General features: G+C 53.1%; 14 protein-coding genes. 7 read left to right on the top strand and 7 right to left on the bottom strand.

Annotated elements, in window-relative coordinates:
* Positions 1-10: 10 nt before the first annotated feature.
* Positions 11-3,739, top strand: a complete 3,729-nt coding sequence (locus HJG54_RS07155) for a WD40 repeat domain-containing protein (protein ID WP_316434171.1) — start codon at positions 11-13, stop codon at positions 3,737-3,739.
* A 21-nt stretch (positions 3,740-3,760) separates the two neighbouring features.
* Here the strand turns inward: HJG54_RS07155 and HJG54_RS07150 are convergent, their stop codons facing one another.
* Together HJG54_RS07150 and HJG54_RS07145 are read right to left on the bottom strand one after the other, a co-directional pair.
* Positions 3,761-4,357: a Uma2 family endonuclease gene (locus HJG54_RS07150; protein WP_316434170.1), complete on the bottom strand. Its 597-nt coding sequence runs from the start codon at positions 4,355-4,357 to the stop codon at positions 3,761-3,763.
* Between the two features lie 322 nt (positions 4,358-4,679).
* Positions 4,680-4,928, bottom strand: coding sequence for a hypothetical protein (locus tag HJG54_RS07145; RefSeq protein WP_316434169.1), 249 nt, complete (start codon positions 4,926-4,928; stop codon positions 4,680-4,682).
* Positions 4,929-5,327: 399 nt separating this feature from the next.
* On the opposite strand from HJG54_RS07145, the gene HJG54_RS07140 reads away from it, so the two are divergent.
* Both HJG54_RS07140 and HJG54_RS07135 read left to right on the top strand, forming a co-directional pair.
* Entirely contained in the window at positions 5,328-5,594 is a 267-nt protein-coding gene (locus tag HJG54_RS07140) for an ATP-binding cassette domain-containing protein (protein WP_316434168.1), read from the top strand.
* 420 nt (positions 5,595-6,014) lie between these two features.
* Positions 6,015-9,134, top strand: coding sequence for an alkaline phosphatase (locus tag HJG54_RS07135; protein ID WP_316434167.1), 3,120 nt, complete (start codon positions 6,015-6,017; stop codon positions 9,132-9,134).
* A gap of 365 nt (positions 9,135-9,499) precedes the next feature.
* Here the strand turns inward: HJG54_RS07135 and HJG54_RS07130 are convergent, their stop codons facing one another.
* Both HJG54_RS07130 and HJG54_RS07125 read right to left on the bottom strand, forming a co-directional pair.
* Positions 9,500-10,000 (bottom strand): hypothetical protein, encoded by a 501-nt coding sequence (locus HJG54_RS07130; protein ID WP_316434165.1) that lies wholly within the window; start codon positions 9,998-10,000, stop codon positions 9,500-9,502.
* A gap of 404 nt (positions 10,001-10,404) precedes the next feature.
* Entirely contained in the window at positions 10,405-11,037 is a 633-nt protein-coding gene (locus tag HJG54_RS07125; RefSeq protein ID WP_316434164.1) for a TenA family transcriptional regulator, read from the bottom strand.
* 376 nt (positions 11,038-11,413) lie between these two features.
* Between HJG54_RS07125 and HJG54_RS07120 the strand changes: the two genes are divergently transcribed.
* The 3 genes from HJG54_RS07120 to HJG54_RS07110 are packed head-to-tail and all read left to right on the top strand — an operon-like array spanning position 11,414 to position 13,254.
* Positions 11,414-12,445 (top strand): tetratricopeptide repeat protein, encoded by a 1,032-nt coding sequence (locus HJG54_RS07120; RefSeq protein WP_316434163.1) that lies wholly within the window; start codon positions 11,414-11,416, stop codon positions 12,443-12,445.
* 54 nt (positions 12,446-12,499) lie between these two features.
* Entirely contained in the window at positions 12,500-12,847 is a 348-nt protein-coding gene (locus tag HJG54_RS07115; protein WP_316434162.1) for a DUF6883 domain-containing protein, read from the top strand.
* On the top strand, positions 12,844-13,254 hold the full coding sequence (locus HJG54_RS07110; RefSeq protein ID WP_316434161.1) for a DUF2281 domain-containing protein: 411 nt from the start codon (positions 12,844-12,846) through the stop codon (positions 13,252-13,254). The genes HJG54_RS07115 and HJG54_RS07110 overlap by 4 nt, the downstream gene beginning before the upstream one ends.
* 2 nt (positions 13,255-13,256) lie before the next feature.
* Here the strand turns inward: HJG54_RS07110 and HJG54_RS07105 are convergent, their stop codons facing one another.
* A complete protein-coding gene (locus tag HJG54_RS07105) occupies positions 13,257-15,212 on the bottom strand; it encodes a DNA/RNA helicase domain-containing protein (protein WP_316434160.1) in 1,956 nt (651 codons plus the stop codon).
* A gap of 222 nt (positions 15,213-15,434) precedes the next feature.
* Here HJG54_RS07105 and HJG54_RS07100 point away from each other — a divergent pair, with 222 nt between their 5' ends.
* Positions 15,435-16,094: a DNA-3-methyladenine glycosylase family protein gene (locus HJG54_RS07100; RefSeq protein ID WP_316434159.1), complete on the top strand. Its 660-nt coding sequence runs from the start codon at positions 15,435-15,437 to the stop codon at positions 16,092-16,094.
* Here the strand turns inward: HJG54_RS07100 and HJG54_RS07095 are convergent.
* Positions 16,048-17,076 (bottom strand): cation diffusion facilitator family transporter, encoded by a 1,029-nt coding sequence (locus HJG54_RS07095; protein ID WP_316434156.1) that lies wholly within the window; start codon positions 17,074-17,076, stop codon positions 16,048-16,050. The genes HJG54_RS07100 and HJG54_RS07095 overlap by 47 nt on opposite strands.
* A gap of 176 nt (positions 17,077-17,252) precedes the next feature.
* Positions 17,253-18,455 (bottom strand): acetamidase/formamidase family protein, encoded by a 1,203-nt coding sequence (locus HJG54_RS07090; RefSeq protein WP_316434155.1) that lies wholly within the window; start codon positions 18,453-18,455, stop codon positions 17,253-17,255.
* Positions 18,456-18,509 lie beyond the last annotated feature (54 nt).

Below are 18,509 nucleotides of genomic sequence, written 5' to 3'. Positions count from 1 at the left end.
GAGTGAACCGATGACTGCCGACGAAGCGCTGGCAATTTTAGATCAAGTCTTGCAGCAGGAGCATCTCAGCGATGTGCAAGAAATTGTCTTCCGGCAGTGCTGGGTCGGCCAAACCTACGCTGAAATTGCCGAAAATGTGGGCTACGACACCGGCTACATCAAAGATGTCGGCGCCAAACTCTGGCAATTCCTCTCCACCGCCTTTGGCGAAAAAGTCACCAAAAACAACATCCAAGCCGTCCTGCGCCGCTACCAACAAACCCACCCCCACCCCAACCCAACCCCCTCACCCCCATCTTCCCCACCCACCCCACCCCCTCACCCCCTCACCCCCTCACCCCCTCACCCTCCCACCCACTGCGACTGGGGCGACGCCATCGATGTCTCCAGCTTCTACGGTCGCGCTGAGGAACTGCAAACCCTGACGCAATGGTTAACCGAGAGCCGCTGCCGGGTGGTTTCGCTGTTGGGCATGGGCGGGATTGGCAAAACTTCGCTGTCGGTAAAGCTGGCTCAGCAGTTAGCCACAGTTCAATCTCAGCCGTTTCGACACATTATTTGGCGATCGCTGCGCAACGCCCCTACTGCCGCAGAAATGCTGGCCGATTGGCTGCGCTATTTGTCGCCTCAGCCGGAAACCGATCTAGACTTACCCGAAGATTTGAATGGCCGCTTGACTCGCCTGATCCAAGAATTGCGGGCCGCTCCCTGTTTGCTGATTCTCGACAACGCTGAAACGATTTTACGCAGTGGTGAATATTCGGGTTACTTTCGTCCAGAACACGAAGGATACGGCGAAATTTTTAAGCGCTTAGCCGAATTGCCCCACCGGAGCTGTTTGTTGCTTACCAGCCGCGAAAGTCCCAGGCCGTTGATGGTGCTGGAGGGAGAAACTCTGCCGGTGCGGGCCATGCGCCTGAGCGGAATCAGCGAGGCGGAAGCGCGGAAAATTCTGCAAGCCAAGGGTAGCTTTGCGGGTACTCCAACCGACTGGCAGGAACTGACGCGGCGCTATGGCGGTAATCCCCTGGCGCTCAAGGTGGTTGCCACCACGATTCAGGAACTGTTTGACGGCGATATTGCCGCCTTTTTAGCCGAAGGCACCACTGTATTTGATGACATTCGCTATTTGCTGGGGCAACAGTTTGACCGCCTCTCGCATCTAGAGCAAGGCATCATGTACTGGCTGGCGATTAACCGCGAACCGATGTTAATTGCAGAACTGCAAGCTGACCTAATTCCGGCGGTTTCCAAATCCAAGCTAATCGAAGCAATTGGCATCTTGCGCTGGCGCTCGTTAATTGAAAAAACGGCGAATCACTATACGCAACAGCCGGTAATCATGGAATATGTGACAGAACGTTTAATTGAACGAGTGTGTCAAGAGATTGTAGATGATAGTTTATTTCTATTTATCCGCCATGCGTTAATCAAAGCTCCCGTGAAAGACTATGTACGAGACAGCCAGATCCGGGTGATTTTGCAGCCCTTGATCGATCGGCTGATGGAGGTCTACCGCAGCAACCCGGCGATTGAAGCTCAGTTGAATCAAATCTTGCAGCATTTGCAACGCGAGTACAAAAATACCGCCGGATATGCGGGTGGCAATTTGCTGAATCTGTTTCGCCAGTTGGGTACTGACTTGACTGGCTACAGCTTTGCCGAACTGCCGATCTGGCATGCCTATCTGCCAGATGTGCCGCTGTTGCAGGTGGATTTTTCCCAGACGCATATCGATCGATCGGTGTTTGCCCAAACTCTAGGCAGCATTTTGTCGGTCGCCTTTAGTCCAGATGGGCAGCTTCTGGCTTCGAGCGACGCGGACGGCGAAATTTGCCTCTGGCAGGTGGCCGATGGCAAACAGTTGTTCACCTGCAAAGAAGAACAAAATCACTGGGTTTGGTCGGTGGCCTTTAGCCCCGATAGCCAACTGCTTGCCAGCAGCAGCGAAGACAAACTGATTCGCCTCTGGGATGTTAACACGGGGGAATGTTTGCAGGAATTAGCCGGACATACCAACTGGGTGTTTGCTGTGGCCTTTGCCCCTCAACTCAACGATACCGACTCCTACCTGATTGCCAGCAGCAGCGAAGACCAGACAATCAAACTCTGGGACAGCATCAGCGGCGACTGTTTAGCCACCTTTACCGGACACCGAGGCGGCGTGCGGACGATTGCCTTTAGTCCGGACGGGGAATGGCTGGCGAGTGGCAGCAGCGACCAAACCGTGCGCCTCTGGCAAACTCAAACCGGCCTCTGTCAGCAGGTACTAGAAGACCATACCGATACGGTTCGCTCTCTGACGTTTAGTCCAAACGGCCAGTGGTTAGCGTCATGCAGCGATGACCAAACAATCCGCCTTTGGGACTTGAGCACAGGCGACTGTGAGCGGGTGTTTGTCTGTAATAGCCGCACTTGGTCGGTAGCGTTTAGTCCCGATAGCCAGTTTATTCTCAGTGCCAGCGATGACCGAATTCGCCTTTGGGAAATCTCCACCGAGGAGCCGATTCGCAGCTTTGAAGGGCATACGGGCATGGGGCTAACGGTGGCCTTTAGTCCGGATGGCAAAACCGCCGTTAGCGGTAGCGATGACCAGACAATCAAATTCTGGGAAGTCGATACAGGCCGCTGCTTAAAAACCGTGAAAGGCCATAACAACTGGGTTTGGTCGGTGGCCTTTAGCCCAGACGGGCAGCAACTAGCCAGCGGCAACGAAGATCATACGATTCGGCTCTGGCAGTTGGCAACCGGACGCTGTATTCATACCCTGGAAGGACACACGGGCCGGGTTTGGTCCGTCAGCTACAGCCCACGCGGCCAGCTTCTCGCCAGCGGCAGTGATGATCAAACGATTCGATTCTGGCAGGTAGACGCGCATGATGCTTCAGCAAAGGGCAGTAAGGTGGGACGCTGTATCAAAACACTGCGAGGCCAAACCAGAGCCGTGCGTTTGGTTGTGTTTAGCCCAGATGGATTGATCTTGGCTAGCAATAGCGGCGACCGAATTGTAAAACTGTGGGATGTCAGCTCGGTTTATGCCAACGAACCAGGGCAGATAACAATGGGGAGAATCACGGCAGGACGCAGCGGTGAATGGGTCTCAGGCCAGTGTTTGGCCGTATTGGAAGGTCATGAAGGTCGCGTGTTTACGATTGCCTTTAGCCCCGATTCGCAACAGCTTGCGACCGGTAGCGAAGATCAAACCGTGCGGCTGTGGGATATGACAACGGGAACATGTTTAGATATATTGTCGGGCCATACCAAACCAGTAGAAGCCGTCGCCTATAGCCCCGATGGCACCCTATTAGCCAGCGGCAGCGATGACGGTACGGTGCGGTTGTGGCAGCGAGATCGCAACGGGTCAGCCCAGTTACAAGTTACTCTGAACCCAGAAGTAGGCCGGGTACTGACGATTGCCTTCAGTGCTGATAGTACGCTGCTGGCGATTGGCGGTAGTAATCCAGTTGCGGTTCTGTGGGATATCAAAGCTGGTAAACCCATAGCGACTCTGTCTGGCCACAGCAAAGCAGTTCCAACCCTCAGCTTCAGCCCCACCGGGCAATATTTGGCGACCGGCAGCGAAGACGAAACAATTCGAGTTTGGACAATCGATCCACCCACCACATGGAAACTGCTGCGGGCGGCTCGCCCCTACGAAGGGTTAAACCTGACGGATGTGACCGGCTTAACGGCAGCGCAAAAAGCAACGCTGAAACTGTTAGGAGCAGTTGAATTTTGAATAGAATCCAAGGTGAAAATTCTAAAACTTTTTCTGCTGGCTGTTCTCTCCTGCTTGAAGCGCTTGCTCTGCTGTCAACTCCAGCGTGGAAAACACTTGGGAAACTAGGCGGTTCTCTCCCCGAAAAACAGCCTCCTCATACAGTCCGTCTACCAATGTCAAGATTACGATTTGAGTTCGTTCTGGATCGACAATCCAGTATTCAGTAATCCCTCTTGCGCCGTATTCTGATCGCTTGTAACGATAGTCCCGATCCTCATTTTCTTTGCCCGGTGATACGATTTCTACTGCCAGCACAGGGGGAGGCATATCCATTGTCACAATGCTGCGGTTTGCCCCCGCCAGAGCAGACGCCAATTCCTCAGACAGTACCAGCAAATCAGGCACACGCGCTGTTGCCCGCGCCCCACTCACCACAATCTCCGTTCCCCGACGCAGGAGCAGCACAGGAACAACTTGAATAAAAACCCCAATCAGATACATCGCAATGGCATTATTCAAATCACTCTCTGAAGGCATCTCCACTAATTCTCCGTTCACTAACTCATACCGCCGCTCGACACCAGGGTCATAGGCTAGGTACTCTGCTAACGTGAATCGCTTAGTGGTGGCAATCATTTTGCTTTGTCCTAAAGAAGAGCGCTACCAGTCATTTTAGCGCAAGCCCCAATAGCACAATTCAGTTAGATAATTCACCTCTGCTACGGCATGAATTTCCTGACCCATAGCAGAAGTCTTCCTAAACGGACTGGGGAGAGAACTGCGAGCCGTTCCTGAATGGGCGTATGATTCGCCCCCTAGCCCCCCAATTCTGAGGGAACTGAGCAAAAATGGGGATCGGAAGTCCCCCAGTATTGGGGGATTTAGGGGGCGAAGACATGCCGAACTACTCCCCCATCTCCCTCTCGTTCGGCGAGGCTCACGAGCCGCAGCTCCCCACTCACCCCCGCCGCCGATACAACAGCAAAATACTCATCACCTCATCCGAGTTGGGCACCGGCAGTAAGCGACTCCAGGACCCCGCATCGGCAATGCCGGCCTGATGCTGACGGTGAATCATTTCTTGTACGCCTTCGGTAGAACCAATCAGAATCAACCGTAAACGCTCTCGATCACCAAAATTTGAGCTAGAGGAAGGGGTGGGTGGATTCGTTGGGAACGGCAAATCGGACAGAAACTCATCTGCCATGAAGATACTCCTTGGGATTTTTAGGGTTGGAAGAAACCCCAAAAATTTAGCCACCCCGCCAAGCACAGCGCAGGATGGCTAAGGAGTGTTAAAATACTCCACTAGCCTCCCAGACTGCTGACGACAGTCGAAGGGGTTAGTCGCCCTGGTGCTGCGTCAACAGCTAGGGGCGACGGCTAAATTTTTGGGTAGCCGGATTGTGCCCAGAGAAGCAACAATCTTAATCTGATACATTACCGAGATTGCGCCATAAATGCAACCGCATCAACGAAAATTTAATCAGCGGTGAATTAGAGACGGCAGAGGGCAGGGAAACGTCTGCCCTACAGAATTATCGGACTATTTGCTTCATTTCACCTGTACCAAAGCCAGTAAGGTCCCAATCCGGTTCTCAAACATTTGTCTCTGCATGTTCCAGTCGGAGCAACGATCGGGATTGTCGGTGCAACCGGCTCAGGTAAAAGTACACTGGTCAAACTTTTGCTGCGCTTTTACGAAGTGCAAAGTGGACACATTTTGATCGAGCATATGCTGCCGCCTGCCTTGCTGATTGAAGTGGTCTCACCCGAGCAGGAGAACCGCGACCGCAATTACCGCTACAAGCGCACCGAATACGCTACAACGGTTTCTACATCTGCGCTCCTGTTCAAAGCAGTGATCTATTGAATTGACTCTCTTGATTCAATAGTCAAAAGTGGATGAAACACGAGGTTAAACATTGCTTAACTGAACGTTTAACCAAGTATTTAGGAAACATAAACAATTCATGTAGGTTAGCTTTCGTTAATTTCTTAACCAATGCGAGCAAGTTCCCTTTGCAAATTCTTAACGTTGCTGTGAAATTCTAGATGACGGCGGTGCATCTTGATGATTATTTGTAGCAATCAGATCTGGAGTAAGGAGTTCTGAAAACGTTTCGTTTAGCGTAATTAGCAGAAACCTACTTTAAGGATTTTCCAAATTTGGTTAATCGCTTTCGTTCCTCCAACCGCGTTTTTGTGGTTGGAAGGTTTTCTGCGTCAATTCATCAACCGATTCGATTCCTGAGCAGAACACTGATTCACCAAGTTTCCCTTTTGAGGTTTTATGACCACAGGTAATCACGTTATTTTCATCCACCCAGATGGTACTAGCCCATCCCACTATGGCGCTGCCCGCTTTGTTAGCCAGGGACCCGACGGCAGATTGAACTGGGATAAACTCTCGAATGCCGGTGTCTACCTCGGACATATGCTGGACCAATTGGGCGGTACCTCCAATGCGGGTGCTGTTACCCATGCCACTGGAACTAAAGTCTATGCTGAATCCTTTGGTTTGAAGAATGACAATTCTCCGGTTGTGTCGCGGTCGGGGAAGGTGGGCAAAACGATTGTCGAAGAAGCGATTGAGGCTGAGAAAGTCACGGCTTTGATTCAGTCTGGATTTGCCGCAGAACCGGGCACGGCTGCTTTTGTAGCTCAGGTGGGAGAACTCACTGTAGATGGCAAACGCATTCCGCCGCGTCAACGCGTTGCTGATATCACCAGAGAAGTGATTGAATCAGGCGTGGATTTCATTTTGGGCGGGGGCGAACTGCATATGCTGCCCGTTGGCACCGATGGCTTCCATGAAACCGCCGCGCAACTCGATGCCCGCAGCACCGATCCCCTCAGTCGCCCTTCCGAGAATTTAATTGAACTGGCGAAAAGCAACGGCTACACCGTAGTCTACACCCGCGAACAGCTCTACGATTTGCTCGATCCCGCCAAAACGCCGGTGCCTCCTACGAAAGTGCTCGGCGTGTTTGCCGCCTTCCACACCTTCAACGACCGCCCCGAAGAAGTGCTGGGCTTGGGAACGCCAGAGGCTAGACCCCTCTACCTGCCAACTGCGCCCACAGTAGCAGAAATGCTGGAAGTGACGCAAAAGCTGGCCGAAAAGCATCCTAATTTTGACAATGGATCGCTGACAATTCTGGAAGAAGAAGGAAGCGACAACTTTGGCAACAACAACAACGCGGCTGGAACGATCGAAGGAACATTGCGAGCTGATGCGGCAATTGGAGTGGCGCTGGATTTTGTGGAACGTTATCCCAACACTCTGCTGTTAACGGCTGCCGACAGCGATGCGGGTGGTTTGCAGGTCCGCGATCCCCGTGAGGCTGGGGAACCCGTTGGTACTGTCAATAATAACCCCACGACCGAAGACCGCTCGGTGTCGCTCGATGGTCAAACCGGGGCTAACACACTGCCGTTTCTCTCAGCTCCCGATGCCAATGGGGATGTGCTGCCGTTTGCAATTGGCTGGGTGGGTACTCCCGACTTCAGTGGCTCTATCGTCGCCAAAGCGCATGGGTTGAATGCCGATAAACTACCCGCCACGGTGGATAACACCGGCATGTATGAGCTGATGTATGAGACGCTGTTCAATACGGAACTGCCCTCGCGCGTACCGGCACCTGCACCGGCACCTGCGGCAACGAAGGAAACCGGCAATGTCATCTTTATTCACCCGGATGGTACTAGTCCCTCCCACTACATGGCCTTGCGCAATATTGATCAGGGACCAGATGGCCGACTCAACTGGGACAAGATGTCGAATGCCGGGGTCTATTTGGGCCACATGGAGGATCAGCTCACGGGCACCTCGAATGCTGGAGCCGTTACCCACGCCAATGGTGTCAAAGTATTTGCCGAGTCCTTTGGCCTAGAGGAAGACAATTCCATCGTCACGCCGCTGTCAGGCAACACAGGTAAAACAATCCTAGAAGAAGCGATTGATGCCGGTAAAGCAACGGTATTGATCCAATCCGGACATTTGGCTGAACCTGGCTCAGCTGCCTTCGCTGCGGCTACTACGAATCGAGAGGGTAACAATATTCGAGCAAGAGATAAATACGCTGAAATTATCGAGCAGGTGATTCGGTCAGGAACAAATGTGATCATGGGTGGAGGCGAGCTGTATATGCTGCCGATCGGTACCACCGGATTCCACGTCACGCCTGAAATAGATCAATCCGAAACTCGTCCGGAGCGGCGTCCGACGCAAAACCTGATCGAGTTGGCGCAATCATTGGGATATACGGTCGTATACACTGAAGAGCAAATGAATCAGGTGGTGAACAGCGCCAATCCGCCGGAGAAACTGTTGGGTGTATTTGCCGCCAAAGCCACATTTGATGATCGCAACGAGGAAGAGCTAGAGCTAAACAGCGCCAATCCCAAGCCGCTTTATGTCGAGACTGCGCCGACGGTGGCCGAAATGCTGGAAGCCTCACTAAAAATTGCTCAACGCGATCAAGATGGTTTCTTTGTGGTGCTGGAAGAAGAAGGCACCGATAACTTTGGAAATCCTAACAACGCGGTGGGTACCATCGAAGCGATGCGGCGAGCCGATGCGGCAATTGGAGTCGCCATGAATTATGTGGATCAAGTCGATCCCAACACGATGGTGATTACGGCAGCCGACAGCGATGCCGGCGGTTTGCAGGTATTCCAATATCTGCCCTACACGCGCCCCTCCGGTAGCTTCACCAACAATCCCTATCTGCTCGACAGCGAACCGCAAGTACCGTTCATCAATGTCAATCCCACCACTAGCAACACCAAAAACTTCCTGGATGGCGTTAACGGCAGCACGGGCAGCGAGGAATTTCCCTGGAAGCCCTTTGCCGCCAAAGATAGCCTGGATGGACCGATGAGCAACTTTGCGGTTGGCTGGGTCGGTACGCCCGACTTCCCCGGCAGCATTGTCGCCAAAACCTACGGCATGAATGCAGAATACTTGCCTAGCACCGTGGACAACACCGAAATCTACCGCCTGATGTACCAAACCCTTTTCGGCATTCGGTTGTCTCCGTCGCTAAATCCGCAGGGCAATGACATTCTGCTGGGCGAATCTACCAATGATTTATTGCGCGGTGGCGATGGCAACGACTTCCTGCGCGGCAACGAGGGAGCTGATATTCTTGTCGGTGGAGCGGGCAACGATGTCTTCTTCATTGAGGCAGGCAAAGGCACCGACATCATCCGCGATTTCCAAAAAGGCGAAGATCTGATCGGCCATCCCAGCAGCGTTACACCGGCAGACCTGACGATCGCCCAAGGCAGCGGCGACCGCAGTGCCGACACGCTGATCAGCCTCAAGGCAACCGGCGAAGTGCTAGCCATTCTGACGGGCATCCAGGCCAACACGCTAGCAGTCTCCGATTTTGTGGCGATTGGTTAGGCTGCGGTGACTAGACTGGATTAATTTGCGTGTGAACCATACTCGATTGCTCATCTGGGGTAACGCCCCGAGGGCAATCGTTTTTTATCGAGCGGTGCTGTAACGTTGGTAGCCCCCTAAATCCCCCACGAGTGGGGGACTTTGAAAGGTCCGGTTCCCTCCGAATTGGGGGGGCTAGGGCTTCATTCGTGGAATGCGCTCCGCGAGCGACGTGAGCTCAGCCGAACAGGGCAATTCATACCTCTATTCAGCAACGCCTCTTTTTTTATCGCTCTAGTTTTACTAACCCGAGCGCCTTATAATCAACACCCTCACCCCTCACCCCTCACCCCTCACCCCTCACCCCTCACCATTGACTGCTCTCCTTAGTATCGCTCTAGATTCTGCGCGATCTGCCGCTGAAATTGCCACAGCACCAGCGCACTCACCGCCGCTCCCAGCAGCCCCACTCCCACCTGATGCCAGCCCGAAACCCAGCACAGCACGCCAAAAATGCCAAACAATCCGCCAAAGCTGCCTGCCGCGATCAGCATATGTCCAATCGTTTGATTCGCATTTGTTAACCGCTGTGTCAGTTCCCCATCTTTGCCCGCACAGGCCGGATCATGCAGCAAATGTTGCAGCGACTGGTACTTGTGCCGGTCTAGCTGATAGTAAGTACCCAACTCTGGATCGCGCAGACTTGCCACCGAACCCAAGCCAAACCGTTTAGCGTGGGCAATCGCTTCGCGGATTTGTTTCTTCGTCGCCACTGGCTGCAATGCTTCAAAAATCGATTCGCGATACACGCCAGTCGAAGCCATCTCCAGAATTTTTTGGCTCAATTCCGGAACCGAAAATTTACGAGTAATCAGAGAGTCGGGCATAGGGAAGTTTTGAGTTTTGAGTTTTGAGTTTTGGGTTTGGGGTTTTGAGTTTGGGGTTTTGAGTTTGGGGTTTTGGGTTTTGAGTTTGGGGTTTGGGGTTTTGAGTTTGGGGTTTGGGGTTTTGAGTTTGGGGTTTTGAGTTTTGAGTTTTGAGTTTTGAGTTTTGAGTTTGGGGTTTTGAGTTTGGGGACTGGTTGGAACTTTACCTGCGTCTAAATTCTGTATTCTCAGTGTTCGAGCATCGATTGCCATCACTAAAGAGGCTGAATCTGATTGGATGGCGAACGAGATCGAGAACACTAGCCAAACAATTAGTCGCTGCAACGAATATTTTCATGATTCAAAACTTAAAACTCAAAACTCAAAACTCAAAACCCAAAACTCAAAACCTCCCCTCCCTGCCATCAGGCGCTATAGGCCATTTGCCAAAAATCTGTTTCGAGGCGGGCAATGCGCAGAAACGCGGCTTCGGCCTGCTGCTGAACGTCTTCTGGGGCATCCTGTAATGCAGCATTGGCTTGGTTCGCTAACAATTCCACATATTCTGTAAAGCCGGGATTGCCCCAGCGATCGGCGAATTCATCGTAGGGCGGCACCATATGACCGGGGAGCTGCCAGCCTTGATTGTAGGCATACTCAATTGCCCAAAAGGCGGTGGCCTGAACCGCATAGGGAGTGGTGGCTAAACTCGCCATGTAGTCGCAGTATTCCTGACAGGTGGGCTGCTTAGCTGTATCCAATGTCAACTGACGTTCGTCCGCCTTGTCGCGAAACCAGCTCAACTCGATTTGCAGAGCGTGTAAACCGTTCAATAACGTGTCAAAATGGTCTACCGGAGCGGCTGCTAACAGTCGGGCGGCCATGCGAGTAAACTCGATGACGAACAAATAATCCTGCACCAGCCAGGTATTGAACTGGTCGGCGTGGATCTGGCCGGTACGGCACTGGGAGAGGAAGGGATGGACGGTGGCGGCCTGCCACTCGGCTGGATAGGTTTTGATCAGGTGCTGACAGGTTAGGGGCATGATGTAGGACATTCGTTCAGGAATGGGCTGTCAAAAATTGAAGAGAACTGATAGAACCCACGACAGCATAGTTCTGTTTACTCTCTAATCAGAATCAATAAATGGCTGGGTTGCTTGTTATCTCAGCAGTCCTTCTGATTATTATCCCCCCGATTATCATCACCTCAAGAATTAGTAGACCGCCTTGAGAAATTTTCCAGTTTTCCAGTTGAGCCTGTAGCACTAGCTAACCAGAGAGCTGATTGTTTTTTTAGGTTTGTCGTCTACCTAAAGATATAAAGTGTTCGATTCGGGCAAATTTAAAGGTCAGTTTAAGAGTATGCTGTTGCTTTAAGAGTTCTTTCTACCCTAAGCGGGTTGACTTTCAGGCGAGTTCAGTAGCTCTTCTATGCACCAATCGACGCACCAATCGACTTTAGGCCAACGATGGGATCAGCAGCGCAACGAAGCCCTTTATTTTTACAAGAACGGAAAATATACTGACTTTCTCGATCTAGCTAGAGAAAATTTGCGTTTAGCTCGCGAAATGCAGGATACGGCCCGTGAAGGCAATGCGCTCAACGATTTAGGTCTGGCCTACTTGAGCTGCCATCAGTGCCAGCAGGCCCTGGAATTTCTGCATCAGGCGCTTGATTTAGCAGAAGCGGCCCATCACATCCAGGCGATTGCTACCACTCTGACTAATCTCGGTTCGGCCTATGGTACCTTGGGTCAGCTCTCGAAGGCAATGGAGCTATTTCAGCACGCCCTGCCCTTGTTCCAACAGCTTCATGATTTGCCCGGAGAAATTTCGGCGCTGCATCAGGTGGCGTTGCTGCACACGCGGCTGGGTGAACCGAAGCGGGCTTTGTTGATTCACCATCAGGTGTTGTCGCGTCGCCGCATGCTGGGCGATTTCTCCGGCGAAGCCACCACGCTGAACGGCATTGGTTTTGCCTACGATGCGTTGGGTGAACCGGAAAAGGCGCTGCACTATTTTCAAGAGGCGCTATCGATTCAGCGGGCCACGCGCAATCTGCTGGGTGAGGCCACCACGCTCAACAATTTGGCTTCGGTGTATAGTGATCTGGGCCAGCCGCAGCAGGCATTGTTGACCTATCATCAGGTGTTGCTCACCTATCGGGCACTGGGCGATCGGCAAGGCGAGGCAACGACTCTGCACAATCTCGGCTTTACCTATGCGCTGCTGGGCCACTCGGAGCAGGCACTTCAGTTCTATACCCAGGCGCTGATCCACTACCAGGCAACTGGCGATCGTCCCGGCGAAGTCACGGTGCTGCTGAATATTGGCACCATCTATCTGGAGCTAACCCAAAAGCAACAGGCGCGGGTCTGCTACCTCCAGGCAAAAGCACTCGTCGAGCAAATCGACCATCAACCGCTAGCGCGGAAAGTGCAGCAAATGCTGGATGCTTTATAGGCGTGCGGGCAGCTATAAAAATGGCAGAACGGTTCTGAGTGCTGGGATGAACGAGTGACCATCCAACTAACTTGCTTAGACTTTCCGCTTGAGAAGGCGATTTATCTTTTTACTTACGCAGCCGAACCAGGCCGAGGTGGAGACAAACAAAGGTTTTGGCGTGAAGTGATGGGATTTGAGTCTCCAGCAGCAATTCGAGGGGCGATTTTAGCAGAACTAACAGTAGACGCTTTATCGCTCCAAGGACAGAATGAGTATGGCTATCGCTTTCAGGCAGTTGTTTCAATTACAGGACCATCTGGCCTATCTTGGCGGGTAAGAACAGGTTGGCTTGTTCGTCATGGTGAAACCATAGCCAGGTTCATAACAGCAATTCCGGAGCGGTTGGGGAGGCAAGCATGACGCAATCTCACCAATTTCAATTATTTGATACAGTGCAGCTAACTGAGACGATTGCTCTGTCTGGGTTTACCAATGCAGCCATGCCAGCTAGCGTTGCTCCCGTTGGGACTTCTGGAACCATTGTTGAAGTGTTTAACGGTGGAGAGGCGTATCTGGTGGAATTGTTTGGTGGTTGGGTTAAAGCAGAAGCAGGTGAGCTGATTTCGGCAGATGCGACTGAGCCACTAGCATTTCGCGAGACAGTGGGAGTAGAAACCGTCACCCCTCGCCAAATCCGGCTGGTCCACACCTCAGCCGATCAAACACGAGCAGAACTGATGGCAATTTTGGATCATTTACCCGACGAGCTAATTGCCGAAGTGAAAGACTTTGCCGAGTTTCTTCAGCATAAACAGCAACAGCTCTGAATCTAGATGAGGGTGCTGAGTACCTCCAGTCCTGCGGCGTGTAGCGTCTCGTAGGTATTTTTCATTTTGGCTTCGGGAGGCACAAACACAATCAATCCGTCTCGGCCCCGCGTCAGCAGCACCCGATAGCTGTTGATTCTTAGCCTGAGGGGATTACGCACGTTCTTTTGCCGTACCGAACTGCTCCAGGCGGTTTCGTCCCAGCGCAGGTCATCACCCCAGCCGATAATCGGAAAGTCGAGTTCCAAGCCCTGACAGCCGAATTCGGTGACGGCTCGTTCCAAGGCGCAGCAGGACAGAGGCGAATCGGGTGGGTCAATGTACCAGGCTCCCATATTCAGGCGCGAGGTGGCGTAGTAGTCGTTGGGGATACCGTAGGCGGCCAGGTTACGGGCACGGGAGGAGGCTAGCAAACCGTAGCGTTTCTGGGGTTGGTGGCGATAGCGTTCGCGGCAGTAGGCTTTGGCTACAGCGAGGTCGTGGGTAAGATAGGCGGCAAATCCTGCCTGACGCAGTTTGGGCATGAGGATAGCGGCCTGCCCTAGTTCTCCGGCTAACAAATGGGCCACCCAGGTTTGGACATGGCTAGCCAGATGGGAGCGCAGCGAGGTCGTCAGATTAAACCGTTTGTGCGCATAAAGCCGATCGGGTGGAACCGCTGGAAAGAATTCGGTTTGGCCGGGGGCGCAGTGGACCTGCCAAATGGCGCTGGCTTGTGACAACCCCTGGTTCCATTGCTCCAGTCCTTCTTCTTCGCCGACATGGATTTCCTGCCCTTCGCCCATCAGCCCCACCACCACGCACCAATCCGGGACTCGTTCGGCAATTCGCAACACGGCTCCAGCCGCCGCTCGGTCGATGCCATATTTCTCGGCCATGCGTTCTGCATCCCAGGCCCGTTGGGCTTCGTCAAAAACAATCAGGTGTTCTGTAGGAGCAGTCTGGCGGCGCACCTCATGGTGCAGGTAGAAATTGCGCACCGGCTGCACAAAAGCTTTACTTTTGAGGGCGTATTGCAACACAGTAATCAACGGCCCATTGCCCGACAGAAACACCGCCGGTCGCTGCTGGTCATGCTGCACCGGATGCTGATAGACAAATTGCAAGCCGACCAGCGTTTTGCCTGCGCCAGGAACGCCCGTAATCAAGACTAAATGCCGCTCATGATTCGCCTGCGCCTGTTCCACTAGCCGATACAGATACTCCAGCAATTCGGGAATTCCGGCACTACGAGCGCGTTTAATCTCCGGCAATGGCTCCTGCTGAAAAATTCGCCGAGCTGCCTGCATGACGCTGGGTAAGGGCGCATAGTCTGACTGCACCCAGGTGGTTGGATCGAGGTCACTGGCCTGTTCGAGTTGGCTCAACCAGGCCGCTAACTCGGAGACAGCAAGCACCTGCACGCCTTGCCCCTCTTTATAGGGTTGGCTTTCGCCAGTTCGCCGCGTCGGAACTAGGATGGGTACGACTGGACGATGATGAGAAGCGCGGTGGTACTCAGCCAAATCACGGGCATAGGCTGCTACCTGGTCTAAATCCGCCTGGGACGGATGCGTTTTTTGCTTGAATTCCAACACCAGAATCTGCCCGGCGGCCAGCAGCACCAAATCGGGACGGCGTCCGCCTTCGTGGGGCAGTTCATACTCAAAAATTAGCGTCCAGGCTGAACTGTCGGGTCTTAGTGGGCGCAATAACGTCAACTGCTGCTGCAACCGTTCGCCGCAATCCTGCCATGCCTGAATCTGGGTGGTGGTAGGACGCTGATTGTAAAGGTCGTGATAGCGGCGGCTGAGCTGATCTAACCAATCCGAAAGGGAGATGGCGAGAAATTGAGCGCTGCTGCCCATCCAGCCATAGCTGGCAACGGGAGCGGAGACTGATTCTGAGGCCGATTCAGATTTAAAAAGCGAGAGCTGGTTCGAGGTATCCTGGATCATTAGTACTGGTGCCCACTGCATTTTTTATTATGGGCAGATTGCTCACTCATCTGAAGCAATCGCACATAACACCGTTTCTTCAACTAGCTGCATCGTTCAGGTTCCGTCACTCAAAACTCAAAACTCAAAACTCAAAACTGATAAAGAATGGACTACTCAAAGGCGCTCCGTTTCTTCAACTAGCTGCATCGTCCAGGTTCCGTCACTCAAAACTCAAAACTCAAAACTCAAAACTGATAAAGAATGGACTACTCAAAGGCGCTGACCCACCTGCAACAATCCGACCCGGTTCTGGCCAAGGTGATTACGCAAGTCGGCGAGTGCAGGCTTTACAAAGGGCAGCAAACCGGCAATCTGCTGTCGGCTCTGGCGGAATCAATTCTGTACCAGCAGATATCGGGTAAAGCGGCGGCAGCAATCCATCGGCGGTTTTTACAGCTCTATCCCGGCCAAGATTTTCCTACGGCTGCCGATATTCTTGCCACACCGGATGACCTGCTGCGCAGTGCGGGCATTTCTCGTCCCAAAATCACCTACCTCAAGGATCTGGCCCAAAAAGTGGAAGCGGGATTGCCGACGCTAGAGGAGTTAGCCACCTGGGAGGATGAGGCGATTATCCAGGCGCTGATTGCCGTCAAGGGGATTGGCCGCTGGACGGCTCAGATGCTGCTGATGTTTCGCCTGCACCGCTGGGATGTTTTACCTGTGGATGATCTGGGTATTCGCTCAGCCATGCGACAACTCTACGGCCTGCCCGACCTGCCCGCCAAAAAAACGATGCTAGAGATTGCTGCTCCCTGGCAGCCCTACCGCACCGTTGCCTGCTGGTACCTCTGGCGCAGTTTAGACGGCGAACTCAAGTTTCCTCCGGTGGTGTCAGTGGCTCCGTCGTCGATAAGCTGAGGCGTTCAATTTGTTCAGCTAGCGATAGACCCATTTGCTCTAGGGGCAAACCCGCCGAGAGCTGCAAAAACACTTCGGCGATGCCAAATTCCTGCTGTAGAGAGGTCTGTAGCTGCTGTAGGAGCCGGTCCCGTTTGCTGCCGTCATTCCAGCTCACCGTCAAATGGGCCGAAAGCGCATCTTGCCCCAAGGCAATCGTCCAGGCTCGCACCTGATCCACTGCAACCACGCCTTCAAAACTGCGCAGGTGGGCAGCAATTTGCGCTAAATCCAGATGGGATGGCGCTTTTTCCAGCAAAATATCCAAACTCTGCCGAATCAGGGGTATAGCTCCCAGGCCAATCACCACCCCTACGGCTAAGCTGACGGCTCCATCGGCCCAGGTCCAGCCCCACTGCCAGATCACCACAGCGGCCAGCATCACCCCCACCGAGCTAATCGCGTCTGCCACCATGTGCAAAAACGCACCCCGCAGATTCAGATCGTGATGACTGTCCTGGTGCAGCAGTCCGGCATTGATACTATTGATGCCTAAGCCCACCGTAGCCGTGATCAGCATCGGTAAGCTGAGAATTTCCTCACTGGGAGCTTGCAGCCGAGTCAGGGCTTCCCAGCTAATCCAACCGGCTACTACTAGTAAGCCAACTCCATTCGCCAAAGCCGCCAGAATTTCGATCCGACGGTAGCCAAAGGTGGCCTGGGGCGAGGCCGGAAACTGGGCAATCCAGGTGGCTAACAGCGCTAACCCCAACGCTAGTCCATCGGAGAGCATGTGGCCCGATTCCGCCATCAGCGCCAAACTATGGCTAACCAACCCAACCGCAAATTCGGCCAGCGCCGCTGCCAGCAGCAAAATTAGAGCAAGGACCAGCGAGCGAACCTTGTCTTTGGCCGGACGGGCATGAGTGCAGCTCGGCGGACAGTTGAGGGAATGGCCCGATGAATGACGCGCTGAGTGGCTCAAGAAGTGGAAGTGGTTCATGCAAAGTTCAATCAATACATTTAAGCAACTCAATGCTTCTGAGTCTCCATGGAAGCAACGTGGAGCCACCAAGTTCCTGCAACCCCACGCTGATAAATCTTACTGAAGATTCTGCTCTCCATGTTGGTTGGCCCAGGTTGGCCCCTGTTTGCCAATCTGTGTTTGCCAATCCTTGGCTACTGCGGCTTCAGTGGCTGGAACAGAGTTTTAGGAATGACGCCGTGAATGCCTTTGACAATGTCTACCACCTGGGAGACCTCAAAATCGATTGCAGCACTGCCAAACAAGAGGGCATCGGCTTTGGTCAGCCCATATTCTTCATTGGCGATGCGCAAATACTCCCGCACTGCTTTCTTCATCGCCTCGTCCAGATCTTGATCCAAGCCAATTGCATACCAGGCGTCTGCGGTTTCTCCCATCGGGGTAGCCAGGTTCATGCCTTTGTGCAGGGTCAGCTCAAAGGTTGGCGTCAGCGAACATTCGATCGCAGTGAGTGCTACTTCGCCATTGGCCTGAGCACAGTGAGGATCGCCAGAATAAAACAACGCTCCTGGCACCTGAACCGGCAGATACAGACTGCTGCCTATCCCCAAATGCTTAATATCCAGATTGCCGCCATAGAGACCTGGTGGCACCGAATTTTTTGCATCTTCAGGATTGGCAGGCACAACACCCACAAGACCCATAAACGGCTTCAGCGGGATCTCTAAACTACTCAAGCCGTTACTAGGGTGAAACATCCCGATCTGCCGGGTTTTGTCGATCGGAATCACTTTTGTGTAGATGGGGGCGTCGTTCTCTGGAAACTCTCCGGGCAATGCGCCTCTGCCATGCCGATTAGAAATCACCCCATAGGGAACGCGATATTCGATATTCAGCGTTTTGACTTCTAAAACATCGCCCGGCTCTGCCCCTTCCATATAAATTGGTCCGGTAATCACATGCGGCCCTGGCCCGGTCTTTTCCACGTCTGCCTTAATTGTGAGCTGGTCGGGCAAAATATCCTGCTCGGCAATACCGCCTGCGGTCAAAAAGGCAACCGTCTCTCCCTGATCCGGCAAAATCCCTTCATGAGAAACTGTCTCCATCGTGATTCGATCGCCCGACTTGACTCGCAAAATCGGCGGGCTGTCGGGTTTGAATAGCTCACCCCAGATCACGTTTCCCGGCTCAGATTTCACATAGTAGGTTTGTCCAGTAGTGGTTGATCCGGTAGTGGTTTGTCCAATAACGGTCACTTCGCGGGTTGGTGCCGACTGGACCGGAGACAGCAGACCAGTAATCAACGCGACTGCAACGCCTAACCCTATCGCCATTGACCACTGCACCCGAAACTTTTTCAGAACTCTCAAACCCTGGTTGAACCAAGCCCTGCTCATATCCATTCGTTTCCTCACTAACATCACACTCCTGCCATCTCCTGTCGCCTTTGG

Origin of the sequence: Leptolyngbya sp. NK1-12 (assembly GCF_032598965.1) — a bacterium.
Lineage (GTDB): Bacteria > Cyanobacteriota > Cyanobacteriia > Elainellales > Elainellaceae > Elainella.
This window is presented reverse-complemented; position numbering and strand designations above follow the sequence as displayed.

Excerpts from the sequence above, each read along its gene's own strand:
- HJG54_RS07155 (WP_316434171.1), top strand. The coding sequence starts at position 11 with ATGACTGCCGACGAAGCGCTGGCAATTTTAGATCAAGTCTTGCAGCAG.
- HJG54_RS07120 (WP_316434163.1), top strand. The coding sequence starts at position 11,414 with ATGCACCAATCGACGCACCAATCGACTTTAGGCCAACGATGGGATCAG.
- HJG54_RS07090 (WP_316434155.1), bottom strand. The coding sequence starts at position 18,455 with ATGAGCAGGGCTTGGTTCAACCAGGGTTTGAGAGTTCTGAAAAAGTTT.
- HJG54_RS07150 (WP_316434170.1), bottom strand. The coding sequence starts at position 4,357 with ATGATTGCCACCACTAAGCGATTCACGTTAGCAGAGTACCTAGCCTAT.
- HJG54_RS07095 (WP_316434156.1), bottom strand. The coding sequence starts at position 17,076 with ATGAACCACTTCCACTTCTTGAGCCACTCAGCGCGTCATTCATCGGGC.
- HJG54_RS07130 (WP_316434165.1), bottom strand. The coding sequence starts at position 10,000 with ATGCCCGACTCTCTGATTACTCGTAAATTTTCGGTTCCGGAATTGAGC.
- HJG54_RS07100 (WP_316434159.1), top strand. The coding sequence starts at position 15,435 with ATGGACTACTCAAAGGCGCTGACCCACCTGCAACAATCCGACCCGGTT.
- HJG54_RS07145 (WP_316434169.1), bottom strand. The coding sequence starts at position 4,928 with ATGGCAGATGAGTTTCTGTCCGATTTGCCGTTCCCAACGAATCCACCC.
- HJG54_RS07135 (WP_316434167.1), top strand. The coding sequence starts at position 6,015 with ATGACCACAGGTAATCACGTTATTTTCATCCACCCAGATGGTACTAGC.
- HJG54_RS07110 (WP_316434161.1), top strand. The coding sequence starts at position 12,844 with ATGACGCAATCTCACCAATTTCAATTATTTGATACAGTGCAGCTAACT.
- HJG54_RS07105 (WP_316434160.1), bottom strand. The coding sequence starts at position 15,212 with ATGCAGTGGGCACCAGTACTAATGATCCAGGATACCTCGAACCAGCTC.
- HJG54_RS07125 (WP_316434164.1), bottom strand. The coding sequence starts at position 11,037 with ATGTCCTACATCATGCCCCTAACCTGTCAGCACCTGATCAAAACCTAT.